Below are 22,171 nucleotides of genomic sequence, written 5' to 3' on the forward strand. Positions count from 1 at the left end.
CAAACAGGAGACCTGCCATGAACAAGATCGACATGCCCTCAGCAGGCACGCTCAAGGAAGGCAAGGAACGCTACAGGTCGGGCGTCATCCCCTACAAGAAGATGGGCTACTGGGAGCCGGACTACCGGCCCAAGGAGACCGACCTGATCGCCATGTTTCGGATCACACCGCAGCCCGGCGTCGACCACGAGGAGGCGGCCGCCGCCATCGCCGGCGAATCCTCTACCGCGACATGGACCGTGGTGTGGACCGACAGGCTGACCGCCTGCGAGCTCTACCGCGCCAAGGCATTCAAATCCGAGCCGGTGCCGAACACAGGTCCAGGCACCAGGATCGAGCAACAGTACTTCGCCTATATCGCCTACGACCTCGACCTGTTCGAGCCCGGCTCCATCGCCAACCTGACTGCATCGATCATCGGCAACGTGTTCGGCTTCAAGGCCGTCAAGGCCCTGCGGCTCGAGGACATGCGCGTCCCGGTGGCTTACCTCAAGACCTTCCAGGGCCCGGCGACCGGCATCGTGGTGGAACGCGAGCGGCTCGACAAGTTCGGCCGGCCGCTGCTCGGCGCGACAACGAAGCCGAAGCTTGGCCTGTCAGGCCGCAACTACGGCCGCGTCGTCTACGAGGCGCTGAAAGGTGGCCTCGACTTCGTCAAGGACGACGAGAACATCAACTCACAGCCCTTCATGCATTGGCGCGACCGCTTCCTCTACTGCATGGAGGCTGTGAACAAGGCGTCGGCCGCCACCGGCGAAGTCAAGGGCCATTATCTCAACGTTACCGCCGGAACGATGGAGGACATGTACGAGCGCGCCGAATTTGCAAAACAGCTTGGCTCCTGCATCGTCATGATCGACCTGGTCATTGGCTACACGGCGATCCAGTCGATGGCCAAGTGGGCACGCCGCAACGACATGATCCTGCACCTCCACCGGGCCGGCAACTCGACCTATTCGCGCCAGAAGAACCACGGCATGAATTTTCGCGTCATCTGCAAATGGATGCGGATGGCCGGCGTCGATCACATCCATGCCGGCACGGTGGTCGGCAAGCTGGAAGGCGACCCGCTTATGATCAAGGGGTTTTATGACACGCTGCGCGAGGAGCGCACGCCGCAGAACCTCGAAACCGGGCTGTTCTTCGATCAGGACTGGGCCTCGCTCAACAAGGTGATGCCCGTCGCCTCCGGCGGCATCCATGCCGGCCAGATGCACCAGTTGATCCATTATCTCGGCGAGGACGTCATCCTGCAGTTCGGCGGCGGCACGATCGGCCATCCGGACGGCATCCAGGCCGGCGCGACGGCCAATCGCGTCGCGTTGGAGGCGATGATCCTCGCCCGCAACGAGGGCCGCGACTATCTGCGGGAAGGAACCAAAATCCTCGAACAGGCGGCCAGATGGTGCACGCCGCTCAAGGCGGCCCTGGAGACGTGGAAGGACGTCACCTTCAACTACGAATCGACCGACACGGCCGACTTCGTGCCGACCGCAACGCCGAGCTTCTAGACGAAAGGAACCGTCGCCATGATGACCAATCCCGGAAACAAGGTCACGCAGGGACAGTTTTCGTTCCTGCCCGAGCTAACCGATGAGCAGATTTCGGCGCAGATCAAATACGCACTGAAAAACCACTGGGCGGTCAGCGTCGAGTACACGGACGATCCACATCCGCGAAACACCTATTGGGAAATGTACGGCAACCCGATGTTCGACCTGAGGGACCCGGCGGGCATCCTGCTTGAAGTCAACAATTGCCGGAGAGCTATGCCCAACATGTATGTCCGGGTCACCGCCTTCGATTCGACCAAGGGCTGGGAAGCACCGCGCATGTCATTCATCGTCAACCGGCCACCCAATGAACCCGGGTTCCGGCTGCTGCGCCAAGAGCGTGACGGCCGCAGTCAGGGCTATTCGATCGTGCCTTATGCGACCGACAGGCCCGAAGGCGAACGGAGCTAGGCGAACCATGCTGGACGCGATAGCTAAGAGCGCTGCCGCGCAGGGCGAATCGGTTGATCTACAGGCCGAGTTCGAGGCGTCCAACATCGAGGAGGTGATGGACAGGCTCGACCGCGAACTCGTCGGCCTGAAGCCCGTCAAGACCCGCATCCGCGAGATCGCGGCGCTGCTTCTGGTCGACCGGCTTCGCCGCAAGTTCGGGCTGACCTCGGGCGCGCCGACGCTGCACATGAACTTTACGGGGAATCCCGGTACCGGAAAGACCACCGTGGCGCTCAGAATGGCCGAAATCCTGCATCGTCTCGGCTATGTCCGCGAAGGCCACATGGTCGCGGTGACGCGCGACGATCTCGTCGGCCAGTATGTGGGCCACACCGCGCCCAAAACCCGCGAAGTGATCAAGCGCGCCATGGGCGGGGTGCTTTTCATCGACGAGGCCTACTATCTCTACAAGCCCGAGAACGAACGCGACTACGGCCAGGAATCGATCGAAATCCTGCTGCAATGCATGGAAAACAACCGTGACGATCTGGTTGTGATTCTTGCCGGCTACAAGGACAAGATGGACCGCTTCTTCGACAGCAATCCCGGCATGCGCTCGCGCATCGCCAATCACCTCGATTTTCCGGACTACGGCGTCAGCGAACTCAAATCAATCGCCGAGATCATGCTGGCGGAACAGAATTACCGTCTCAGCGAAGCGGCGGCCAAGGCGCTCGAAGAGTATCTCCCGATCCGCATGCGGCTGCCGCATTTCTCCAACGCCCGCTCCGTTCGCAATAGCCTCGACCGGGCGCGGCTTCGCCAGGCCGGCCGGCTTTTCGCATCGCGCGACCGGGCGTTGACGAAAATCGATCTTATCACCATCGAGGAATCCGATATTCGCGGCAGCCGCGTGTTCGCGGAAGGTAAGCTCGAAGGCGAACCGGAGACGAAGGCGCGCTGACAAGATGACGGCGATTGGTGTGCAGCGACCGGAAACGGACGACAGAATGGGAGCCGACGACCATGGATAGCAAGACAATCATCGCGCCCTCGGTGCTTTCCGCGGACTTCTCGCGGCTCGGCGACGAGGTCGAAGCGGTCGTCCGGGCGGGTGCCGATTGGATCCATCTCGATGTGATGGATGGCCATTTCGTGCCCAACATCACCTTCGGTCCGCCGGTGGTCAAGGCGATCCGTAATCGAACGGACAAGGTCTTCGACTGCCACCTGATGATCGCGCCGGCCGACGCCTATCTCGGCGCCTTCGCCGATGCCGGCTGCGACATCATTACGGTGCATGCCGAGGCCGGACCGCATCTCGACCGTTCGCTGCAGGCAATCAGGAATCTCGGCAAGAAGGCCGGCGTGTCGCTGAACCCGTCAACGCCGGAAAGCGTCATCGAATATGTACTTGACCGGCTCGATCTGGTGCTTCTGATGACGGTCAATCCGGGCTTCGGCGGCCAGGCCTTCATCGCGGCGGTCGTCGACAAGGTCAGGCGGGTCAAGGCGCTGGTCGGCCATCGTCCGATCGACATAGAGATCGACGGCGGCGTCACGCCCGAAACCGCTCCGCTGGTCACCGCGGCCGGCGCCAATGTGCTGGTCGCCGGCTCGGCCATCTTTAAGGGCGGCACCGAGGCGGCTTATCGCGCCAATATCGGCGCCATCAGGCAGGCGGCCGACGGGGCGATCCGGAAAGCGGCGTAAACCCTTTCATCGGAGGGCAAACATTTCATCGGAGGAAAACTTGGCGGCAATCCCACCTGTCTGCGATTTCGGCTGGCGAGCCATCGACGCCGTTTTGCCAGGCGTCGACGGCGCATCGCATTCGATCTTAAGCCACGCCGGCCCGAACGGGCTGGTGGTGGCCTTCATCTGCAACCACTGCCCCTATGTGAAGGCGGTGATTTCACGCATGGTGCGCGACGCCAATGGCCTCAAGGCCGAAGGCATCGGCTTTGTCGCGATCAACTCCAATGATAGCGACGCCTATCCAGATGATTCCTTCGACAACATGAAGCTCTTTGCCAGGACGAACGGCCTCACTTTCCCCTATCTCCATGACGAGCACCAGACGGTGGCGCGTGCCTACGGAGCCGTTTGCACCCCGGATTTCTTCGGGCTCAACAGCGAGTTGACGCTGCAATACCGCGGCCGGCTGGACGCGTCGCGACGCGACGCCGAATCGCCCAGGCTGAGGCGCGACCTGTTCGAGGCGATGAAGCAGGTTGCCCGAACCGGCGACGGACCGCTTGACCAGATCGCTTCGATCGGCTGTTCGATCAAGTGGAAGGATGCTGCATGAACGTCGGCGCAGTCAGGCCGTTTCGCTCGCCCAAGGCGATCCTGTTCGACCTCGACGGCACACTGGTCGATTCGGCGCCTGATATAGCGGCCGCCGTCAACGAATTGCTGGCCGGCCACGATCTGCCGCCGCTGCGGCTGGATCAGGTCAAGGCCATGATCGGCGGCGGCATCAGGAAACTGGTCGAACGAGCCTTCGCGGCTTCCGGCACGCCGCTCCTCGGCAGCGCGCTCGATGAGGCCAACCGCGTCATGGCGCCGATCTATCGCAGGCATCTGACCGGCCGCACGGGGCTGATGCCTGGCGTCAGGGAGGTTCTCACGCACTTGCATTTGAGCGGAATAGCCATGGCCGTGGTGACCAACAAGCCGCAGCTGGCGGCGCGGGAAATACTGCTGCATTTTCGGCTGACGGAATATCTCGGCGCGATCGTCGGCGGAGACGCGGTGACATACTTGAAACCGGCGCCAGACGCGCTGTTGCTGGCGCTCGACCTGCTTCAGGTCGAACCTCGTGACACGCTGATGGTCGGAGACAGCAGCGCCGACGTGGCCGCCGCCCGCGCCGCCGGCATGGCCGTCATTCTGCTGCGTGGCGGATACAGCCAAATTCCCGTTGAAGAGCTTGGCGCCGACCTCGTTTGCGACAGCCTGTTCGATCTGCCGTCCGCGATGCAGAGGCTGCAAGACGCTGCATGACCCCAAGCGCAGCCCAGCCAACGCCGGCCGAGCGCAGTCCGACGGCCGGCAGTACCGCGTTATTTTGAGAATTGTTTCAGATAAGCAATGACGTTGGCGATGTCCTCGTCCTTCTTGAGGCCGACAAACGCCATCTTGGTTCCTTTGACCATCGCCCTGGGATCGCGAAGGTAGGTCGTCAGCGTGGCCTCATCCCATTTGACACCGGACTTGCCGGCCTCGGTCATGGCCTTGGAATAGCTGAACCCCGGATGCGTCCCGGCCGTTCGGCCGATAACGCCGTTCAAGGACGGGCCGACCTTGTTCTGGTCCTTGTCTGCGACGTGGCAGACCTTGCATTTGGCGAAGACCTTCTCACCCGCCGCGGCATCCTGTGCCTGAGACTGGGCAGTGACAAAGGTGGCGACGGACACGGCGGCGAAAAAAGCGACTGCGCGCATGGCATTTCCTCATTGATCGTGTGAGTGCCCGGGACACTTTACGCGTGTCGATGCCTTGATCGCCGGCATTCGTTTTAAAGCGGGAGAGCGAACCATTCGTCCTTCCTCCCCGGACTGGCAGCACCTGCACGCCTCGAAAAGCTAGACTGCCGATGAAGGAAGTCAATCGTACAAAGGTCCTGTTTCGTTTCCCGACTGCGCGAAGGGAAGTGTGTAGCGACACGCGGTCCACATCATTGACGCCTGTTGGCCGAACGCGTAGCCTCACTCCAACCGGTTTGCTGTTTGGGCACCTTCAGGAATCCGCGCAACTCCAAAGCACGAACTCTGGAGAGTTCGCCGCGCAGGCGACGATAAGTGCCAAATGGACATGGTCGATCTCATATTAACGGTGTGCCTTAGCGCCAATCCGGGCAATTGCCGAGATGAACATCTCTATTTCGAGAGCCGCGGCTCTCTGTTCCAATGCATGTTCCTGGCGCCCGCCGAGATCGCAAAATGGTCTCAGGAACATCCGAGTCTCAAGGTCGTGCGCTGGAAATGTGCCGTTCCGAGCAAGGAACGAGCGATTTGATCGACATTCCTGGTTCGTCGATGGCCCTGAAAGAGGAGACGCCATGATGATTTCGCGGCGTACGACGCTGCGCTTGGCGGCTCTGGGGGCCATCCTCGCCTCAAGGCCGGTTGCTGTCTTTGCGGCCGCTAAGGTCCGAATTGGTGTCCTGAAGTTCGGCACCGTGAGCTGGGAACTCGATACGCTGAAACGCCACAAGCTCGACGAGACCAACAGGATCGATCTGGAAATTGTCTACTTCGCCGGGGAGGATGCGACCAACGTCGCGCTGCTGGCCGGCGCGATTGACATGATCGTGACCGACTGGCTGTGGGTCTCGCGCCAGCGCTCCGAGGGCGGCGACCTTACATTGGCCCCTTATTCGACCGCCGTGGGGGCAATCATGGTGAAGGAGGAATCGCCTATCCGGACGCTCGCCGACCTCAAGGGAAAGAAAATCGGTGTCGCCGGCGGCCCGCTCGACAAGAGCTGGCTACTGGTCCAGGCGCTGGCCAGACGCGAGCACGGCCTCGACCTGCCGACAGCCTGTGACGTCGTCTTTGGCGCGCCGCCGCTGATTTCTGAAAAGGCGATGCAGGGCGAACTCGATGCCGTGCTCAATTTTTGGCATTTCTGCGCCCGGCTCGAGGCCAATGGCTTTCGCCGGTTGATCGGTGCGGATGACGCGACGAAAGCGCTTGGTGCCTCGGGCCCCGTGTCGGCACTCGGCTACGTCTTCCACGACCAATGGGCGAGCGACGATCCGGATGCCGCCCGGGGGTTTTTGAAGGCATCCAAGCAGGCCAAGGACTTGCTGGCCAAATCCGATGATGAATGGCTGCGCCTGGCGCCGCTCATTCGCGCAGAAGGCAAGGAGCTGGAAAAGCTGCGCGACCGCTATCGCCAGGGCATCCCCAGACGGCCGGTCGCCGAAGAAGCGGCCGATGCGGGCAAACTCTATCACGTGCTGGCCGCGATAGGCGGCGAGAAGCTGGTTGGCAGGGCGCCCGAGATGGCGCCCGGCACGTTCTGGCCGGAACTCGCGAAATGACCGCAACGGAAGACAAGTCGCGTCCATCCGGCTTTGCGACGGCGCTGACACCGGTGCTGACGGTAGCGGTTTCCCTGCTGGGACTTTGCCTGCTGTGGAGCCTCGCGGCCAATCTGTGGCAAAGCCGAGCTTTCCCCTCACCAGGGCAGGTCTGGCAGGTGCTGCTCAGGGAAGCGGCGAGCGGCGACCTTTTTTATCACCTTGGCGCGACGCTCGGACGGGTTGCTGCGGCGTACGTCGTCGCAATGATTATCGGCTCGGTCATCGGCGTCATCCTCGGCAGCCACCGCGGTGCGGACCGGTTCTTCAGTCCATGGGTGGTCCTGTTTCTCAACATTCCCGCGCTGGTGGTCATCGTGCTCGCCTATATCTGGTTCGGCCTCAACGAGGCGGCGGCGATTGGCGCAGTTGCCGTGAACAAGATCCCGAATGTCGTGGTGACGATGCGCGAAGGCGCCAGGGCGTTTGATCCGCGTTATGCCGAAATGGCCGCCGTCTACCGCTTCGCCCCACTCGAGCGCGTCCGCCATGTCCTGCTGCCGCAACTGCAGCCCTATTTTGCCGCGGCCTCGCGGTCCGGCATCGCCCTCATATGGAAGATCGTCCTGGTGGTCGAACTGCTCGGCCGCTCCAATGGCGTCGGTTTCCAGATCTATCTCTATTTCCAGCTCTTCGACGTCGCCGCCATTCTTGCGTACACGCTGGCTTTCGTGGCGGTGATGCTTGTCATCGAACTTCTCCTGGTGCAGCCCATTGAACGACATGCAACCCGTTGGCGCCGCCGTCCCGCTTAGGGTCGACATCGCCGAAAAGACCTTCAGGTCCGCGCAAGGCGTGTCGATCACGGCGCTTCAGGGTCTGTCCTTCGAGGTCCGGCAGGGCGAATTCGCTTGTCTGCTTGGGCCGTCGGGCTGCGGCAAGACCACGACGTTGCGCATCCTGCTTGGACTGGACAAAGACTTTTCCGGCTCTTTCCAACTGCCGCAAGGCGGCTCGAACCGCATCGCCGCCGTGTTCCAGGAGCCGACTTTGCTGCCGTGGCGGACGGTGGAGCAGAATGTCAGGCTGGCGCTGCCGAAAAGCCTAAGAGCGAAGAGTCTCGACGAGCTGTTTGACACTCTCGGCCTCGCCGGCGTGCGCTCGCTCTATCCGGCGGAGCTTTCGCTCGGCCTTGCGCGCAGGGCAGCGCTTGCCAGGGCTTTCGCCACCGAACCGGCGGTGCTTTTCCTGGACGAACCCTTTGCCTCCCTCGACGAACAGACCGCCGAGCGGCTTCGGCAATTGCTTTTGACCGTCTGGTCGGCGCGGCCTACGACCGCCTTGATGGTCACGCACAATCTGCGCGAGGCGCTGATGCTGTCGGACCGCATCATCGTGCTTGCGCAGCGCCCAGCCCACGTGCTCGGCATGTTCGACGTAAGAGTGCCGCGGCAGCATCGCAATCCACAGGTGATCAGCGACCTTTTGCAGTCGTTCCAGCAAAAATTTCCGGGTGTGGCCTGATCGCCTTACGGCTCGAATGCGGATTGCAAGGTATTTCGCAGCCAATGGCCATAGAAACGGCGGGACTGTGAGGCGCACGGCCACGCGTGCCTGTTCCGCCTGACTAAAAGCAACGTACGTCGGCTTCGGCCTGCGCGCGTTTCAGTTCCGTGCGCGCCGCCTTCGCTGGCGCGCTTTCGCGAAACAACCCTGCCGCCTCCCCTGTCGTCAGCGACATGCTTTTGAAGGTCTCCGCCCTCTCATAGTGATCGTAAGGAAGGATCGAGGCGATGACATCGATCGAGCAGGAACAGCTTTCAAGCGCCTGACGTGTCTGGCCATTTGTTTGCATGCAGCCGAGCACGTAGTCGGCAATCGTTGCCGTCGGGTAGTCTCCCGCGGCGTTGGCCAAGTTCGCAAAAGCCAGCGTCGCCGCAAAGGCCGCCGGCAAGGTGAGAGATCCAACAGACCTTATCATGAGGAACCTCCAGTTGGCCTGGACACCATGCATCCAGACGGGGTCATCGCTCCAATTGGCGACGTGCCGCAAAGCCAGTCAAGCTCCCATGGCCTGCGTATAGGACCAAAGGAGGAATGCCCTATGGACCGACAAGAGCCCGCTTCATGACCCGCTGCGCACCCTCCTTCATGCGTTCATTTCATGCTTCGCTCACTATCGGCAACGAGCGAGACGCCCGCATACTTACTCGTAAGTGCCCCGCAGAATATATCGAAATAAAGTCAAATGTGTATCACCTCGAGAATACGCGAACAATATGTTTGCTATATATCTCGCGGCTGGCGGTCATCCTCTTATTAGTTTTTCACGCGGCGCTTATTTTAATTGTTTCTAAATATTGCATCGCACCATATCGATATTGCAGCGCAGCGACCCATTGTAGGTTTTTGCTTGCCTGGCCTTTTACGATGACATAGCTTTTTCCTGTTTCCGGCTTCAAGAGCGCCACCGTCATCAGGGAGCGGCGGCAGTCTTTCGAAGACCAAGGGGGGCGGGCGGTAACGGTGCCCTCTGCTTCGGGGTAGGTCGTGACAGCTGCCGGAAAATAACTTCCCAACATGAATTGCTTGGGCAAGCCCTTGTGGGGCTTGACGGTCGATTCTTCACTGCGAACCCGGGAGGATTTTGGATGCGTGTACTTGCGAAAACTACTTACATTCTGACGACCGCGGCGTTTTTATCGCTCGGCGCTGCCTATACGGCTTCGGCCAATGAAGACCTTGCAAAGCTCGCATCGGATGCGAAGAACTGGGCGATGCAGACGGGTGACTACGCCAACACCCGCTATTCCAAACTCAACCAGATCACTGCCGACAATGTGAAGAACCTGCAGGTCAAATGGAGCTTTTCCACCGGCGTGCTGCGCGGTCACGAAGGCGGGCCGCTGGTCATCGGCGACGTGATGTATGTCCACACGCCTTTCCCAAACAACGTCTATGCTCTGGACCTCAAGAATGACGGCAAGATCCTGTGGAAATACGAGCCCAAGCAGGACACGAACGTCATTCCGATCATGTGCTGCGATACGGTCAATCGCGGTGTTGCCTATGGCGACGGCAAGATCATTCTCAACCAGGCCGACACCACCGTCGTCGCGCTCGATGCCAAGACCGGCAAGGTCGTCTGGTCTGTCAAGAACGGAGACCAGACCGACGGCGGAAAGGGCGAATCCGGCACGTCGGCACCCGTAGTCATCAAGGACAAGGTGCTCGTGGGCGTCTCCGGTGCTGAATTCGGTGTTCGCGGCTGGCTGGCCGCCTACAATCTGAAAGACGGCAAGCTCGCCTGGAAAGCCTATTCGGAAGGTCCTGACGCAGACACCCTTCTCGATCCCGAGAAGACCACCCATCTCGGCAAGCCTGTCGGAAAGGATTCCGGCACGAACACCTGGGAAGGCGAACAGTGGAAGACAGGCGGCGGCACGACATGGGGATGGTATTCCTATGATCCCAAGCTGAACCTGGTCTATTACGGCACCGGCAATCCCTCGACGTGGAACCCGGTCCAGCGCCCCGGTGACAATCGCTGGTCCATGACAATCATGGCTCGCGATGCGGATACCGGTGTTGCCAAATGGCTCTACCAAATGACCCCGCATGATGAGTGGGACTATGACGGCATCAACGAGATGATTCTCGTCGATGGCATGGAGGTCAACGGCGCCAAGCACGACGTGCTGGTGCATTTCGACCGCAACGGCTTTGCCTACACAATGGATCGAGCCAGCGGCGAACTTCTCGTCGCCAAAAAATACGATCCGGCAGTGAACTGGGCGACGGAAGTCAACATGGATCCCAAGAGCGACCAGTATGGCCGCCCGCAGGTCGTGGCCAAGTATTCGACCCAGCAGAACGGCGAAGACAACAACTCGACCGGTATCTGCCCGGCCGCGCTTGGAACCAAGGACCAGCAGCCGGCCGCCTACTCGCCGAAGACCGGGTTGTTCTACGTGCCGACCAACCATGTCTGCATGGACTATGAGCCTTACAAAGTGAGCTACACCGCCGGTCAGCCCTATGTGGGCGCCACCGTGTCGATGTATGCGGCGCCCGGCGGTGACGGTAACATGGGCAACTTCATTGCCTGGGATGCAGCCAAGGGTGAGATCGTCTGGTCGAAGCCCGAGCAGTTCTCGGTGTGGTCGGGCGCATTGGCGACAGATGGCGACGTCGTCTTCTACGGTACCCTCGAAGGCTACATCAAGGCGGTCGATAAGGACGGCAAGGAACTCTACAAGTTCAAGACCCCGTCCGGCATCATCGGCAACATCACGACCTACGAGCATGACGGCAAGCAGTACGTCGCCGTTCTGTCCGGCGTCGGTGGATGGGCCGGTATCGGTCTGGCAGGTGGGCTGCTTTCGCCCGACAACGCCGCCGCCTGGCATGGCGCCGTTGATCAGGGCCGTGCGCAGGGCGATCAGGCCGCGGTCGTTGGAACCGCCGGTCTGGGTGCCGTCGGCGGTTATGCGGCACTTGCCGACTATACGACGCTGGGCGGCCAGCTCACCGTCTTCGGCCTCCCGGACTGATAACCGGGAAGAGCCTTACGGCTAGGTTCGAAAACGAGAGCCCGGGTCACCCCGAAGCCGGGAACCGGGCTCTCGATTGCGCCGCGCACCCAACTCCGATCAATGCCGCTGCACGACGGCAGCCAGGGTTTCTGGCAAACGAAGGAAGAGCCTGAATGATCGTTCGCATTGCAGTTTCCGCTCTCGCCCTGGTCCTGCTGCCTCTGGCCAGCTCAAGTCTGGCACGGGCCGAAGACAGCATGGAGAAAGCCAAGGCGGTGAAGCAAGAAGGAGGCAAATATTTAGATGCGGACGGAAATCCGACCTACAAGATCGAAAACGGAACCGTCGATTGGTACACCTTCAGCGGGTACCGCCGGTATCACTCAGATTGCCATGTCTGTCACGGACAGGACGCCACAGGTTCGAGCTATGCGCCTGCCCTGGCTAATAGCCTGAAGACCATGGATTACGCCACGTTCCTGTCGATCGTCGCCGAGGGCCGCAAGAATGTCGGCGGCGGCAAGGAAAACGTCATGCCCGCCTTTGGCGACAACAAGAACGTCTATTGTTACCTGGACGATCTCTACGTCTATCTGCGCGCGCGCGCCGATGGCGCGGCACCCCGCGGCAGGCCGCCGAAGCACGAAAACAAGGCTCAGGCAGCCAAGGATGCCGAAGCATCCTGCATGGGTGGATGATATGACCGGCTGCACTGCATCGAAGCTGCGTGTCGTTCTGCCGATCCTCGGCGCGCTCGCCTTGCTGCCGTCGAATGTTCTGGCGCAAAATGCCAGGCTTGGCGCTGCGGGCGAACTGGTCGATCCCGACATTCTGCGCGTCTGCGCAGATCCCTCGAACATGCCCTTTACCGACAAGAACGGCCAAGGCTTCGAAAACAAGCTGGCTGAACTGGTTGCCAAGAAGACGGGGCGAAAATCAGTCGCTTACACGTGGTTTCCCACTGTCACCGGCTTTGTGCGCAATACGCTGGGGGCCAATCGATGCGACATCATCATGGGCTACGCCCAAGGCGATGAACTGGTGCAGAACACCAACGCCTACTACCGCTCCGCCTATGTGCTCGTATACCCCAAAGGCAACGGCATGGAAGGCATCGAGACGATCGAAGACCCGAAACTTTCCGGCAAGAGAATCGGCGTCGTCGAAAGCACGCCGCCAACCGCCAACATGGCCGCCAACAAGCTTCTGCGGACCGCCAAGATCTACCCGCTGGCGGTGGATACGCGCGTCACGCCTTCCATGGGGGAGGTCATGATTAAGGACATGCTCGCCGGCAAGATCGACGCGGCGGTCCTGTGGGGGCCGATGGCGGGCTACTATGCCAGGGAACTCGGAGCCGATGTCACCATTGTTCCGCTGTTGAAGGAAAAAACCGGCTCGCGCATGTCCTACCGCATTACCATGGGTGTACGTCCGTCCGACCAGGAATGGAAACGGACGCTAAACCGGGTGATCAGGGAAAACCAGGCGGAGATCACCAAGCTCCTGCTGGGTTACAATGTGCCGCTGATCGACGAGCACGACAATCCGATTACGCAATAGTTGGGATGGGTCAGGAGGAGGAAAAACCTACGCGATGAACAATTGAAGAGAAGACTACAGCTACTTTCGATACTTTTTTGTTTTTCGGTCTTTCAAAACCTTGTGTTCATTTGTCCATTTTGAGAACGTGATGGACGAGCCATTGCTTCGGTGCCCTGCAATGGTTGGCTAACCACCGGATCGGCCCCTTCGGGCTGGTAGAAGAGGAGAAATGTTATGAAGAAGAGCTGGACAAAACCGACCATGTGCCAGGTTGCTGCGGGCTTTGAAATTTCGCGCTATCTGCCTGCTGAAATTACTCCCAAGAAGTAGGCCGCAGAGGTGCGTGTCCCTGGCAACAGGGGCACGCATCCCCTTGCCGTATGGGATTTTCGTGAAAGAGTTTGAGGCGCGCAAAGCGGGCGGGCCGTTTTTTGCGGCTGCAAATTGGCTGCTGGTCAGAGAAGCCGCGGGGCGGGCGTTTTCATGCGCTTGAGAATCATCGGATCGGCGGCCGGCGGCGGCTTTCCGCAATGGAACTGCAATTATCGTCTGAGCCGTGCGGCTCGCACCGGGGTAGCTGGTGTGCATTCACGAACCCAATCGAGTGTCGCCGCGTCGGCGGATGGCCTCGGCTGGGTTCTGTTCAACGCCTCGCCCGACATTCGCCAGCAGATCGCGGCAACGCCTGAATTGCAGCCCGCGCACGATGCGCCGCTGCGCTCGACGCCTATTCGCGCGGTAGTGCTGACCAATGCCGATGTCGATCATGTCGCCGGCCTGCTCAGCCTGCGTGAGCGGCAGCCTTTCGCTATCTATGCAACGACACAGGTTCTGGCGACGCTGGAGGAGAATTCGATTTTCAATGTCCTCGATCCGGCGCTCGTGCCGCGACGCATCTTGCCGCCGGCGCAAGAACTGTCGATCTGCGACGCAGACGGCCACGACACCGGGGTGGCTGTCGAGAGCTTTCCCGTGCCCGGGAAGATAGCCCTCTATCTCGAAGAAAGAGGCCAGCCGGATGCCAATTTCAGCTCCGATGCCGGCGACACGATCGGCGTCCGTATCGCCGGTGCCGGCAGTCGCGGCTCCGTCTTCTACATCCCCGGCTGCGCCCGCATCGATGCGACCCTGCGCACGCGGCTAGCCGATGCCGCATGCCTTCTGTTCGACGGCACGGTCTTCACCGACGACGAGATGTTTGCTGCCGGCGTCGGCCAAAAGACGGGTGCACGCATGGGGCATCTGGCAATGTCGGGAGACGCGGGGTCGATCGCCGGCTTGGCCGATGTGAGGATCGGCCGCCGTGTCTTCGTCCACATCAACAACACCAATCCTGTTCTGGACGAGAATTCTGCCGAGCATGCAGCCGTCGAAGCGGCTGGCTGGGAAGTGGCCTGCGACGGGATGGAGATAGAACTTTGAGTGATTTCCACGACGCGGCCAGCAACGGCCTGTCCTCAAGCGAGCTCGAAGCAGTGCTGCGGCAGGTCGGTGCCGAGCGCTATCACAACCGCCATCCTTTCCATCACAGGATGACCAGCGGTGCGCTGTCGAGGACCGAGATGCAGGCCTGGGCGCTGAACCGCTATTGCTATCAGGCGGTCATTCCGCGCAAGGACGCCATGATCCTCGCGCATGCCGAGGATCCGGCGTTTCGCGCCGCCTGGCGCAAACGCATCGAGGATCATGACGGCGAGGACGGCTGGAGCGGCGGTATTGCGCGCTGGTTGCACCTGGCGACCTCGCTCGGTCTCGATACCGACGCGGTGAAGAGCGAGAGGCTGGCCCTGCCGGCGACACGTTTTGCGGTTGGCGCTTACCTCTCCTTTTGCACGAGCCGGACCCTGCTGGAGGCGGTCGCGTCGTCGCTGACCGAGATGTTCTCGCCGCTCATCATCGGCGAGCGGGTACCCGCGATGCTGGCCAAATACGATTATATCACCGAGGACACGCTGGCCTATTTCACCCGACGCCCCGAACAGGCCTCGCGCGACGCCGACTTCGCCCTCGCCTATGTGCTCGAACATGCCGACGCGGCGGAACGCCAGCAGCAGGCGATCGATGCACTGGTGTTCAAATGCGATATACTCTGGGCCATGCTCGACGCGCTTCAACACGCCTATGGCGAGCCGGGCAATATCCCGCCCGGCGCCTTCCGTCCCGAGGCAGCCCAATGATGGCACTGCGCGAAAGAGCCATGGTGTCGCTGCAGTCGGTTCCATCGCTGCCGAAGCACGTGCGCATACAGCATGACCCCGTGCGCCAGGCGTTCGCCGTGCTTTCGCCCGAAAAGGTGTTCTGGCCAAACGACATCAGCCTCGACATATTGCGCCGCTGCGACGGACGGTCCACGGTCGGTGACATCATTGCCGGCCTTGCCGCAGATTATGATGCCGAACGGGAGGCTGTGGCGGCCGATGTCGTCGCCTTCCTGCAGGAATGGTCGGACAAGCTGCTGGTGAAGCTATGAGCGAGCCCCCTCTCCCCCCGATCGGCATGCTGGCGGAACTGACGCATCGCTGCCCGCTGCAATGCCCCTATTGCTCCAATCCGCTCGAATTGCTGAGGGCCAATCGCGAACTCGACACGCAGAGCTGGCTCGACTTGTTCTCGCAGGCGGCCGACCTTGGCGTTCTCCAGGTGCATCTGTCCGGCGGTGAACCGACGCTGCGTCGCGATCTCGAGCAATTGATCGCCGGGCTTTCGGCGCGCGGCGTCTACACCAACCTGATCACCGCCGGGGTCGGCATTGCGGATGGCCGCATCGAGGCATTTGCCGAAGCCGGGCTCGACCATCTGCAACTGAGCTTTCAAGGCGCACGGCCGGCGACCACCGAGCGCATCGGCAATCACAGGGGCAGCCACGAAAAGAAGCTGGAGACGGCACGCCGCGCTCGCGCGGCCGGCTTGCCGCTTACCATCAACGCGCCGATCCATCGCCACAATATCGAGGAGGTACCGGAATTCATCGATCTGGCCCTTTCGCTGGGTGCGGAGCGTCTCGAGATCGCCAACGTGCAGTACGCCGGCTGGGCGCTGACCAATCGCGATCAACTGATGCCCGAGCGTGCGGCCGTCGACCGCCAGGCGGAGATCGTCGCGGCGGCGCGCGAACGGCTCACCGGCATCATGAACATAGATTTCGTCACGCCGGATTATTTCGCCGTCTATCCCAAGCCGTGCATGGGCGGCTGGGCGCGCGACGCCTTCATGGTGACGCCGGACGGCACCGTACTGCCATGCCATGCCGCCCAGACCATACCGTCGCTCGGCTTCGAGCGTTTTGGATCACGCAGCCTGGCCGCGATCTGGACCGATTCCCCGGCATTTAATGCCTTTCGAGGCACGGACTGGATGCAGGAGCCCTGCCGCAACTGTGAGCGGCGCGAGATCGACTGGGGCGGCTGTCGCTGCCAGGCGATGGCAATCGCCGGCGATGCCGCCGCGACGGACCCGGCTTGCGCGAAATCGCCGATCCATGCGCGCATGGCAATGCTGATCGACGAGGCCCAGCGCGCTGCGACGGTTCCTTCGAAGGACGAACCATTCGTCTACCGGCGCATCGGCGTCGTCACCGAGCCCGCCTGACTGCCGACCAATTCCTACGGCCTACCCTCGTGAAAGCCGTTGGGCATGCCACGTCATATGGTCATGCATGAATGTCGAAATGAAAAAATAGGAGTGATCGTATTCGTCCTGCATCCGCAATTTCAACGGAATGCCTGCCTTGGAGCAGGCGTCTTCGAGCAGCCAAGGCCTGAGGCCCTCCTGGAGGAAACCGTCTGACGTTCCCTGATCGACCAGGAATTCCGGGAAACGGTGCCCATCCTCGATGAGCGAAGTTGCATCGTAGCGCCGCCACGAGGCCTCATCCAGGCCGAGATATTTTTCGAAAGCCGGCTTCGACCAGCCGGCTGTGCTTGGCTGCACGATCGGCGCAAAGGCCGAGCAACTTCTGAAACGCCCGGGATTGTTCAGTGCGATCGTCAGCGCGCCATGCCCGCCCATCGAATGGCCGAAGATCGACTGGCGCGCCATATCGGCGGGAAATTCGCGCCCGATCACGGCTGGCAGCTCCTCGACGATATAGGAATACATGCGATAGTTCTTGGCATACGGCTCTTGCGTCGCGTCAAGGTAGAAACCGGCGCCGCTGCCGAACTGCCAATTGTCCTTTTCATCCGGAATGTCGGCACCACGCGGGCTGGTGTCGGGACAGACAACGATCACGCCAAGTTCGGCGGCAATACGTCTGTATTCACCTTTTTCCATCACATTTGCATGGGTGCAGGTGAGCCCGGAGAGGTACCAGACCACGGGACAACGGCTTTCCCGTGCCTGCGGAGGCACGAAAATGGCAAACGTCATTTCGCACGAGCAGTTCGTGGAGAGATGCGAGTAAACATGCTGGGCGCCGCCATGCGACTTGGCAGTCGAGACGAGTTTCAGGTGCTCTGGCATATATCCTTCTCCACCAATTTTAACCGCCGACCGTAGGCTCTACGACATCAAGGGTGATCGCGGCAACCTTGGTGGCCCGGCTGGCGCGCGGGGCTCTTGATCGGAGCCGGGATGGCCTGCCTTCGCCGACCGTCTTGGCGCAGCAAGGCGCGAGAGGCCGCTCGCTGGCGCAGCGCCATACGGGCCAGGCTGGGCGATTGTTGGCGATGCTGGCTATAACAAGGACGCAGTCACTGCGCAGGCATCGGCGATGCTTCCGGGACGCCGAGCCCTGCGCAAATGCGGCTTGACGTCCAGTACTTGCCAAACCTGGTCAGCGGCGGTTTCGCAACCCACTGATCGACTTTTGCCCCGCAGAAACTGCCGGCCGGTTGACGACAACCATTCGCGGTGTTCAGCAACGCCCGGATCGCCGCGGCAAATTTTCGCGCTCTGTCTGGTACTGCCGGGCCAGAACCCTGGGAACTCGCACAAGGCCTTCACGCTCACGGCCACGATGTCCGCTTTGGCCAGCAGGTCGACAGCAATGGCCGCCTGCCCCTCATCATCGGCGACATAGGCGCGCAGCAGCACATTCGTGTCGGCCGTAACCCTCATTCCTCGCCGGACCCGGCCACAGCGCCCGCTTCCGCCATCGCCTCGTTGATCTCCTCGATGCTGAGCACCCGGCCGTTCGTCTTGCCTCTGAGGAAGCCGTGGAGGTCCCGGAACGACCCCTTCGCCCGTGCAGCCCTCAATTCCGCCCGACCGTCGGGCAGCAGATCAAGCTCGATCTTCTCGCCCGGCTTGATGCCCAGATGTTGCAGCACGTCCTTGCGGAACGTCACCTGCCCCCTTGTCGTCACTGTCAACGTTGTCATATTAAACGTTTCCTGTTTATCGCGATAAGACAATGCAAATCTGCATTATTATCAATGCAGATGGTCGGGGCCAAGCTTGGCGTCCATGCGGCGACTGAATCGCGACCAGCGCTCTGCCAGAGCGAAGTCGCCAACATCACCTGGAGGTCAGCATGCAAGCCAACACCACGGCCGCTATCCGCGTCGATCTTGCCGCAATATTTGTCTCGTTAGAACTGTCTCGTTCAATGGTTCGTCACTTCGCTTCGGCTGGTGTCGGGAATGGGGCGACCGCCGCCGGGAAGCGAGGCAAGGCAGCGTCAAGTTCGAGCCAGAGATTAACCAGAGATTAACAAGAACGAAGCCATCGCCGCATAGGCGTCTGCCTGCGTGGGTATGGACGGATTCACTCATGCGCAATATGAATCATGAATGGAGATGAGGCCTGCCGTGGCGCTCACATTTTTGCCGTGTCGCTAAGGCAGGTGACGCTCGTTCAATGACGCTGCGCAGGGCGGGTTGGCCTTCTGGTCTAACGCCGCCCGCAGAAGTGTCGATATCAGGGGATCTGGTCAATGACCGACAACAAGCCAGACGTTACCAAGGATTGGCAAGCGACGCAGGGCCAGAAGTCCTCCGCCACGCGTCTTCGCCTTTTCGCCGCACTCTCGTGGGTCGTCGCCATTGGCGGCGAGATCTACGGAATTATGCTGCTTCGCCAGAACAAGTTCGACCAGGGACACCTGCCGCTGGTCATCGGCCTTCTGGTCGGCATCGCGATTTTCGCAATCGCCGGCAACTTGCTATGGAAGGCGGCCAACAGGCACGATCCGGCTCGTGCATCCGACGCGGGTAGGTTCTTCTTCCAAAACCAGCTCGGCGCAATCATCACACTGATTGCCTTCCTCCCGCTGGTTTTCCTGATCCTCACTGACAAGAACATGGATCCGCGGACCAAGAAGGTTGCCGGCGGCGTCGGCGCCGCGCTGGCCGTGCTCGCGACGGTCATGGGGATCAGTTTCAAACCCCCGTCGGTCGAACAGTACACCCAGGATATGAACGCATGCGCAGCCCAGATCAAGTCGGGGCAGCCCACCACGGCCTGTTCGCCCGATGTCGCCGCTCAGGCGCAGGCGATTGCAACGGACACCGCCGCCGTGGCGGCGGCGACGCGGGACGCGAGCCACCCCGCCGGTCAGGATGTCGTCTACTGGATCGCGCCCGAAAACGGAGCCGCGAAGTCCAGCGAGCCGCATGTTTTCCACCTCTGCGCAGGCGTGAGCCCGCTGAAGGACAAGACTGTGAATAGTGGCTCCGTGACGGAAGCCTACGCACAGAACGCCATCCGCATGACGAAGCAGATCGATATGGAACAGAAGCAGTGCGGGTTCACCGCCACAACCAGCACCAACTGAACCCGTCTGCACTCGATCGGGTCCAGCCGTTGGTCTTGTCGAGAAGGATGGCGCGTAAGCGCAGGCTCAGTATTGACTCGCCGAAGCAATGCCAAATGCTGGGATCGCCCGGCTGGCCAATATCGTCCAGCTGCAAACTTATCCGCGGCGGGCAATGACCCGGCGTCTTACGCACCGCAGCTTCCGGCCTGAGCGCTTCGGATGGAGAATGACGTTAATGAAGCGCATTGCCGCCCGGGCAGCATTATGGGCCGGAAGCGAACCGGGAACTTCTGGCGCCAAAAAAAACGATGGCGGACATTTCACCTGGTGGGCCGCATCGACCAGAAGCGGATTGGGCAAGCGTTCCATGGCATGTAGCGTCGGGTATCGCGCACCTGCTGGACTCCTGTTGATGACTGACCGATGCCGGCCTGCTGGCTTGGAGGCTGGGGAGTGGGGAGTGGGGAGTGGGGAGTCTCGGGGCGAACTCCGCCGAGGGCATTCGGCAGCGGCATGGCCGGCCTTCAAAGTCCTTTGGCCGGGAAGTTGGTACGGATAGTCGGAATCAGGCAATACCCCTGTTTTCCGAGCTGGATTTTGAAGCCGTGAACGAGCGGCTATGATGAACGCGCCGAGTGCAAGTAAGGTCACGAAGGCCCCTACAATAAACTTTAGAGGAGACTACGTCGATGTCGAACGTGCGCGCCCTTGTCCTCGAACGCCAGCACGAACTCAAGCTGCGTGACATCGATCTGCCACAGACCGTCGGCCCGGGCGAAGTTCGCATCAAGATCCATACGGTGGGCATTTGCGGCTCCGACGTGCACTACTATACGCATGGCCGCATCGGCCCATTCGTGGTCGAAGCGCCGATGGTCTTGGGCCATGAAGCCGCCGGCACCGTCTCCGAAACGGGGGAAGGCGTCGAGCATCTGAAGGTCGGCGACCGCGTCTGCATGGAGCCGGGTATCCCCGATCCCAATTCGCGGGCGAGCCGGCTCGGCCTCTACAACATCGATCCAGCGGTCAGGTTCTGGGCAACGCCGCCGATCCACGGCGTGCTGACGCCCTATGTCGTCCACCCCGCCAACTACACTTTCAAACTGCCCGACAATGTCAGCTTCGCCGAAGGCGCCATGGTGGAGCCCTTCGCTGTCGGCATGCAGGCGGCTGCCAAAGCAAAGATCGCGCCGGGCGACACGGCGGTGGTGATTGGCGCAGGGCCAATCGGCACGATGGTGGCGATCGCGGCGCTCGCCGGCGGCTGCGCCCGCGCCGTTGTTGCAGATCTCGCCCAACCCAAGCTCGACATCGCCGGCGGCTATCAAGGCGTGATCCCGATCAACGTCCGCGACAGGAACCTGGCGGCGGAGGTAAAGCGCCTGACCGATGGCTGGGGCGCCGACGTGGTGTTTGAATGCTCGGGCTCGTCCAAGGCATGGGAGACCCTGCTCGATCTGCCGCGGCCCGGTGGCGCGGTAGTGGTGGTCGGCCTGCCGGTGGCGCCGATCGCATTCGATGTCGCCACCGCCTCGACCAAGGAAGTTCGCATCGAAACGGTATTCCGATATGCCCACCAATATGAGCGGGCAATCGCGCTGATGGGGTCGGGCCGGGTCGACCTAAAGCCACTCATTTCGGCGACCTTCCCCTTCGAAGATTCCATCAACGCCTTCAACCGCGCAGTCGAAGCCCGGCCCGCGGACGTAAAGCTTCAGATCCTTTTGCCGGATTAAGGCGAGTTCCAAAGCCCCCGGGCTGTCCTCCTGATCTCCTCGATGCGTTGCGTAGCCTTCCGGGCTTGTAGCAAGGGCATTGGCAACCCAGTTTTTGTTGGCATCAACCGAGCCTATCGCCTGAGCGGTTTCTCCTGAAAGGTGGCTTTCAACAACGCGAGCTGGCGCGCAAGCAAGGAGGAACACATGAACTGGGATCAAATCAAGGGAAAATGGACGCAGTTCAAAGGCAAGGCGAAGGAGCAGTGGGGTGACCTCACCGACGACGATCTTGATCGCATCGAGGGCAACCGGGACCGGCTTTTGGGACGTATCCAGGAGCGATATGGCATCGCCAAGGAAGAGGCAGAGCGCCAGGTAGATGACTGGTCCCGAAGCATCAGCTGAGCCTTTGGATGCAATGCCGTCTGCTGCGCCACCACCGGGGTAAAACTCTGCGTCGCCCGCCGTGCCGACTGGTGCGGTGGCTCTTTCGACAGCGAGGCCCGCGAGGAACCTTTAGCCGCATCTAATGTTCCACTTGCGTGGCGGGCTTCGCCCCGGCGTGCGCCCCGCCCGGAGGCGAAGGAGTGCAATGATGAACAACATTATCTGGCTGGTCGGCGCGATCGTGATCGTAATCGCCATTTTGAGCTTTTTGGGTCTGCGATAGGCCTTAGCCTCTCCTCGACCTCTTCGAT

27 protein-coding genes are annotated in these 22,171 nt (G+C 61.1%); 21 read left to right on the plus strand and 6 right to left on the minus strand.

Going from position 1 to position 22,171, the window contains the following annotated elements; all coding sequences use genetic code 11:
• The first annotated feature begins 17 nt into the window (after positions 1 to 17).
• The 6 genes from NKJ15_RS31130 (at position 18) to gph (ending at position 4,955) form a co-directional block, all read left to right on the plus strand.
• A complete protein-coding gene (locus NKJ15_RS31130) occupies positions 18 to 1,511 on the plus strand; it encodes a ribulose-bisphosphate carboxylase large subunit (RefSeq protein ID WP_502897624.1) in 1,494 nt (497 codons plus the stop codon).
• 18 nt (positions 1,512 to 1,529) lie between these two features.
• On the plus strand, positions 1,530 to 1,964 hold the full coding sequence (locus tag NKJ15_RS31135; RefSeq protein ID WP_352541881.1) for a ribulose bisphosphate carboxylase small subunit: 435 nt from the start codon (positions 1,530 to 1,532) through the stop codon (positions 1,962 to 1,964).
• 7 nt (positions 1,965 to 1,971) lie between these two features.
• Positions 1,972 to 2,910 carry a CbbX protein gene (cbbX, locus tag NKJ15_RS31140; protein WP_352819551.1) on the plus strand — a complete coding sequence of 313 codons (939 nt, stop codon included), beginning with the start codon at positions 1,972 to 1,974 and terminating at the stop codon, positions 2,908 to 2,910.
• Positions 2,911 to 2,972: 62 nt separating this feature from the next.
• Entirely contained in the window at positions 2,973 to 3,659 is a 687-nt protein-coding gene (gene rpe / locus NKJ15_RS31145; protein WP_352541879.1) for a ribulose-phosphate 3-epimerase, read from the plus strand.
• Between the two features lie 40 nt (positions 3,660 to 3,699).
• Positions 3,700 to 4,257, plus strand: coding sequence for a thioredoxin family protein (locus NKJ15_RS31150; protein ID WP_352819553.1), 558 nt, complete (start codon positions 3,700 to 3,702; stop codon positions 4,255 to 4,257).
• Positions 4,254 to 4,955: a phosphoglycolate phosphatase gene (gene gph, locus NKJ15_RS31155; RefSeq protein WP_352541877.1), complete on the plus strand. Its 702-nt coding sequence runs from the start codon at positions 4,254 to 4,256 to the stop codon at positions 4,953 to 4,955. The genes NKJ15_RS31150 and gph overlap by 4 nt, the downstream gene beginning before the upstream one ends.
• Positions 4,956 to 5,014: 59 nt before the next feature.
• Here gph and NKJ15_RS31160 read toward each other — a convergent pair whose 3' ends face one another.
• Entirely contained in the window at positions 5,015 to 5,395 is a 381-nt protein-coding gene (locus tag NKJ15_RS31160) for a c-type cytochrome (protein WP_352541876.1), read from the minus strand.
• Between the two features lie 364 nt (positions 5,396 to 5,759).
• On the opposite strand from NKJ15_RS31160, the gene NKJ15_RS31165 reads away from it, so the two are divergent.
• Genes NKJ15_RS31165 through NKJ15_RS31180 form a run of 4 tightly spaced genes read left to right on the plus strand, consistent with a single transcriptional unit; the run spans position 5,760 to position 8,502 of the window.
• On the plus strand, positions 5,760 to 5,969 hold the full coding sequence (locus NKJ15_RS31165) for a hypothetical protein (RefSeq protein ID WP_023678830.1): 210 nt from the start codon (positions 5,760 to 5,762) through the stop codon (positions 5,967 to 5,969).
• 43 nt (positions 5,970 to 6,012) lie between these two features.
• Positions 6,013 to 6,999: an ABC transporter substrate-binding protein gene (locus tag NKJ15_RS31170; protein WP_352541875.1), complete on the plus strand. Its 987-nt coding sequence runs from the start codon at positions 6,013 to 6,015 to the stop codon at positions 6,997 to 6,999.
• Positions 6,996 to 7,793, plus strand: coding sequence for an ABC transporter permease (locus NKJ15_RS31175; protein WP_352541874.1), 798 nt, complete (start codon positions 6,996 to 6,998; stop codon positions 7,791 to 7,793). Before NKJ15_RS31170 ends, NKJ15_RS31175 begins: the two co-directional genes overlap by 4 nt.
• Positions 7,762 to 8,502: an ABC transporter ATP-binding protein gene (locus NKJ15_RS31180; protein ID WP_352541910.1), complete on the plus strand. Its 741-nt coding sequence runs from the start codon at positions 7,762 to 7,764 to the stop codon at positions 8,500 to 8,502. The genes NKJ15_RS31175 and NKJ15_RS31180 overlap by 32 nt, the downstream gene beginning before the upstream one ends.
• Positions 8,503 to 8,605: 103 nt before the next feature.
• Here NKJ15_RS31180 and NKJ15_RS31185 read toward each other — a convergent pair whose 3' ends face one another.
• Both NKJ15_RS31185 and NKJ15_RS31190 read right to left on the minus strand, forming a co-directional pair.
• A complete protein-coding gene (locus NKJ15_RS31185; protein WP_352541873.1) occupies positions 8,606 to 8,959 on the minus strand; it encodes a hypothetical protein in 354 nt (117 codons plus the stop codon).
• A gap of 346 nt (positions 8,960 to 9,305) precedes the next feature.
• Positions 9,306 to 9,560 carry a hypothetical protein gene (locus tag NKJ15_RS31190; RefSeq protein ID WP_352744692.1) on the minus strand — a complete coding sequence of 85 codons (255 nt, stop codon included), beginning with the start codon at positions 9,558 to 9,560 and terminating at the stop codon, positions 9,306 to 9,308.
• Between the two features lie 69 nt (positions 9,561 to 9,629).
• On the opposite strand from NKJ15_RS31190, the gene NKJ15_RS31195 reads away from it, so the two are divergent.
• The 8 genes from NKJ15_RS31195 (at position 9,630) to pqqE (ending at position 16,646) form a co-directional block, all read left to right on the plus strand.
• Positions 9,630 to 11,531 (plus strand): methanol/ethanol family PQQ-dependent dehydrogenase, encoded by a 1,902-nt coding sequence (locus NKJ15_RS31195; protein ID WP_352541872.1) that lies wholly within the window; start codon positions 9,630 to 9,632, stop codon positions 11,529 to 11,531.
• 155 nt (positions 11,532 to 11,686) lie between these two features.
• Positions 11,687 to 12,211 carry a c-type cytochrome, methanol metabolism-related gene (locus NKJ15_RS31200; RefSeq protein WP_352541871.1) on the plus strand — a complete coding sequence of 175 codons (525 nt, stop codon included), beginning with the start codon at positions 11,687 to 11,689 and terminating at the stop codon, positions 12,209 to 12,211.
• A gap of 1 nt (position 12,212) precedes the next feature.
• Positions 12,213 to 13,076, plus strand: coding sequence for a substrate-binding domain-containing protein (locus NKJ15_RS31205; RefSeq protein ID WP_352819557.1), 864 nt, complete (start codon positions 12,213 to 12,215; stop codon positions 13,074 to 13,076).
• Between the two features lie 216 nt (positions 13,077 to 13,292).
• On the plus strand, positions 13,293 to 13,388 hold the full coding sequence (locus tag NKJ15_RS31210; RefSeq protein ID WP_101918690.1) for a pyrroloquinoline quinone precursor peptide PqqA: 96 nt from the start codon (positions 13,293 to 13,295) through the stop codon (positions 13,386 to 13,388).
• 153 nt (positions 13,389 to 13,541) lie between these two features.
• Positions 13,542 to 14,480 carry a pyrroloquinoline quinone biosynthesis protein PqqB gene (pqqB, locus tag NKJ15_RS31215; protein WP_352541870.1) on the plus strand — a complete coding sequence of 313 codons (939 nt, stop codon included), beginning with the start codon at positions 13,542 to 13,544 and terminating at the stop codon, positions 14,478 to 14,480.
• Positions 14,477 to 15,235, plus strand: a complete 759-nt coding sequence (gene pqqC / locus NKJ15_RS31220; protein ID WP_352541869.1) for a pyrroloquinoline-quinone synthase PqqC — start codon at positions 14,477 to 14,479, stop codon at positions 15,233 to 15,235. Before pqqB ends, pqqC begins: the two co-directional genes overlap by 4 nt.
• Complete coding sequence (pqqD, locus tag NKJ15_RS31225; RefSeq protein ID WP_352541868.1) at positions 15,232 to 15,528, plus strand: pyrroloquinoline quinone biosynthesis peptide chaperone PqqD; 297 nt, start codon at positions 15,232 to 15,234, stop codon at positions 15,526 to 15,528. The genes pqqC and pqqD overlap by 4 nt, the downstream gene beginning before the upstream one ends.
• Positions 15,525 to 16,646: a pyrroloquinoline quinone biosynthesis protein PqqE gene (pqqE, locus tag NKJ15_RS31230; protein ID WP_352541867.1), complete on the plus strand. Its 1,122-nt coding sequence runs from the start codon at positions 15,525 to 15,527 to the stop codon at positions 16,644 to 16,646. The genes pqqD and pqqE overlap by 4 nt, the downstream gene beginning before the upstream one ends.
• Before the next feature lie 21 nt (positions 16,647 to 16,667).
• On the opposite strand, the gene fghA is transcribed toward pqqE, so the two are convergent.
• The 3 genes from fghA to NKJ15_RS31245 form a co-directional block, all read right to left on the minus strand.
• The gene (gene fghA / locus NKJ15_RS31235; protein ID WP_352541866.1) at positions 16,668 to 17,519 is read right to left on the minus strand and encodes an S-formylglutathione hydrolase; all 852 of its coding nucleotides are present in this window, start codon (positions 17,517 to 17,519) and stop codon (positions 16,668 to 16,670) included.
• Positions 17,520 to 17,732: 213 nt separating this feature from the next.
• The gene (locus NKJ15_RS31240) at positions 17,733 to 18,116 is read right to left on the minus strand and encodes a PIN domain-containing protein (protein ID WP_352541865.1); all 384 of its coding nucleotides are present in this window, start codon (positions 18,114 to 18,116) and stop codon (positions 17,733 to 17,735) included.
• On the minus strand, positions 18,113 to 18,379 hold the full coding sequence (locus tag NKJ15_RS31245; protein ID WP_352503269.1) for an AbrB/MazE/SpoVT family DNA-binding domain-containing protein: 267 nt from the start codon (positions 18,377 to 18,379) through the stop codon (positions 18,113 to 18,115). Before NKJ15_RS31245 ends, NKJ15_RS31240 begins: the two co-directional genes overlap by 4 nt.
• A 554-nt stretch (positions 18,380 to 18,933) precedes the next feature.
• On the opposite strand from NKJ15_RS31245, the gene NKJ15_RS31250 reads away from it, so the two are divergent.
• From NKJ15_RS31250 to NKJ15_RS31260, 3 genes are all read left to right on the plus strand, one after another.
• Positions 18,934 to 19,773 (plus strand): hypothetical protein, encoded by an 840-nt coding sequence (locus NKJ15_RS31250; protein ID WP_352819560.1) that lies wholly within the window; start codon positions 18,934 to 18,936, stop codon positions 19,771 to 19,773.
• Between the two features lie 671 nt (positions 19,774 to 20,444).
• Entirely contained in the window at positions 20,445 to 21,491 is a 1,047-nt protein-coding gene (locus tag NKJ15_RS31255; protein ID WP_352819562.1) for an NAD(P)-dependent alcohol dehydrogenase, read from the plus strand.
• A 186-nt stretch (positions 21,492 to 21,677) separates the two neighbouring features.
• Positions 21,678 to 21,878 carry a CsbD family protein gene (locus NKJ15_RS31260; protein ID WP_352541863.1) on the plus strand — a complete coding sequence of 67 codons (201 nt, stop codon included), beginning with the start codon at positions 21,678 to 21,680 and terminating at the stop codon, positions 21,876 to 21,878.
• The last annotated feature ends 293 nt before the right edge of the window (positions 21,879 to 22,171 follow it).

This window comes from Mesorhizobium sp. M0207 (genome assembly GCF_040321995.1).
Taxonomy (GTDB): domain Bacteria; phylum Pseudomonadota; class Alphaproteobacteria; order Rhizobiales; family Rhizobiaceae; genus Mesorhizobium.

Excerpts from the sequence above, each read along its gene's own strand:
- NKJ15_RS31130 (WP_502897624.1), top strand. The coding sequence starts at position 18 with ATGAACAAGATCGACATGCCCTCAGCAGGCACGCTCAAGGAAGGCAAG.
- NKJ15_RS31135 (WP_352541881.1), top strand. The coding sequence starts at position 1,530 with ATGATGACCAATCCCGGAAACAAGGTCACGCAGGGACAGTTTTCGTTC.
- cbbX (WP_352819551.1), top strand. The coding sequence starts at position 1,972 with ATGCTGGACGCGATAGCTAAGAGCGCTGCCGCGCAGGGCGAATCGGTT.
- rpe (WP_352541879.1), top strand. The coding sequence starts at position 2,973 with ATGGATAGCAAGACAATCATCGCGCCCTCGGTGCTTTCCGCGGACTTC.
- gph (WP_352541877.1), top strand. The coding sequence starts at position 4,254 with ATGAACGTCGGCGCAGTCAGGCCGTTTCGCTCGCCCAAGGCGATCCTG.
- NKJ15_RS31160 (WP_352541876.1), bottom strand. The coding sequence starts at position 5,395 with ATGCGCGCAGTCGCTTTTTTCGCCGCCGTGTCCGTCGCCACCTTTGTC.
- NKJ15_RS31165 (WP_023678830.1), top strand. The coding sequence starts at position 5,760 with ATGGACATGGTCGATCTCATATTAACGGTGTGCCTTAGCGCCAATCCG.
- NKJ15_RS31170 (WP_352541875.1), top strand. The coding sequence starts at position 6,013 with ATGATGATTTCGCGGCGTACGACGCTGCGCTTGGCGGCTCTGGGGGCC.
- NKJ15_RS31175 (WP_352541874.1), top strand. The coding sequence starts at position 6,996 with ATGACCGCAACGGAAGACAAGTCGCGTCCATCCGGCTTTGCGACGGCG.
- NKJ15_RS31180 (WP_352541910.1), top strand. The coding sequence starts at position 7,762 with ATGCAACCCGTTGGCGCCGCCGTCCCGCTTAGGGTCGACATCGCCGAA.
- NKJ15_RS31185 (WP_352541873.1), bottom strand. The coding sequence starts at position 8,959 with ATGATAAGGTCTGTTGGATCTCTCACCTTGCCGGCGGCCTTTGCGGCG.
- NKJ15_RS31190 (WP_352744692.1), bottom strand. The coding sequence starts at position 9,560 with ATGTTGGGAAGTTATTTTCCGGCAGCTGTCACGACCTACCCCGAAGCA.
- NKJ15_RS31195 (WP_352541872.1), top strand. The coding sequence starts at position 9,630 with ATGCGTGTACTTGCGAAAACTACTTACATTCTGACGACCGCGGCGTTT.
- NKJ15_RS31200 (WP_352541871.1), top strand. The coding sequence starts at position 11,687 with ATGATCGTTCGCATTGCAGTTTCCGCTCTCGCCCTGGTCCTGCTGCCT.
- NKJ15_RS31205 (WP_352819557.1), top strand. The coding sequence starts at position 12,213 with ATGACCGGCTGCACTGCATCGAAGCTGCGTGTCGTTCTGCCGATCCTC.
- NKJ15_RS31210 (WP_101918690.1), top strand. The coding sequence starts at position 13,293 with ATGAAGAAGAGCTGGACAAAACCGACCATGTGCCAGGTTGCTGCGGGC.
- pqqB (WP_352541870.1), top strand. The coding sequence starts at position 13,542 with ATGCGCTTGAGAATCATCGGATCGGCGGCCGGCGGCGGCTTTCCGCAA.
- pqqD (WP_352541868.1), top strand. The coding sequence starts at position 15,232 with ATGATGGCACTGCGCGAAAGAGCCATGGTGTCGCTGCAGTCGGTTCCA.
- pqqE (WP_352541867.1), top strand. The coding sequence starts at position 15,525 with ATGAGCGAGCCCCCTCTCCCCCCGATCGGCATGCTGGCGGAACTGACG.
- fghA (WP_352541866.1), bottom strand. The coding sequence starts at position 17,519 with ATGCCAGAGCACCTGAAACTCGTCTCGACTGCCAAGTCGCATGGCGGC.
- NKJ15_RS31240 (WP_352541865.1), bottom strand. The coding sequence starts at position 18,116 with ATGAGGGTTACGGCCGACACGAATGTGCTGCTGCGCGCCTATGTCGCC.
- NKJ15_RS31245 (WP_352503269.1), bottom strand. The coding sequence starts at position 18,379 with ATGACAACGTTGACAGTGACGACAAGGGGGCAGGTGACGTTCCGCAAG.
- NKJ15_RS31250 (WP_352819560.1), top strand. The coding sequence starts at position 18,934 with ATGACCGACAACAAGCCAGACGTTACCAAGGATTGGCAAGCGACGCAG.
- NKJ15_RS31255 (WP_352819562.1), top strand. The coding sequence starts at position 20,445 with ATGTCGAACGTGCGCGCCCTTGTCCTCGAACGCCAGCACGAACTCAAG.
- NKJ15_RS31260 (WP_352541863.1), top strand. The coding sequence starts at position 21,678 with ATGAACTGGGATCAAATCAAGGGAAAATGGACGCAGTTCAAAGGCAAG.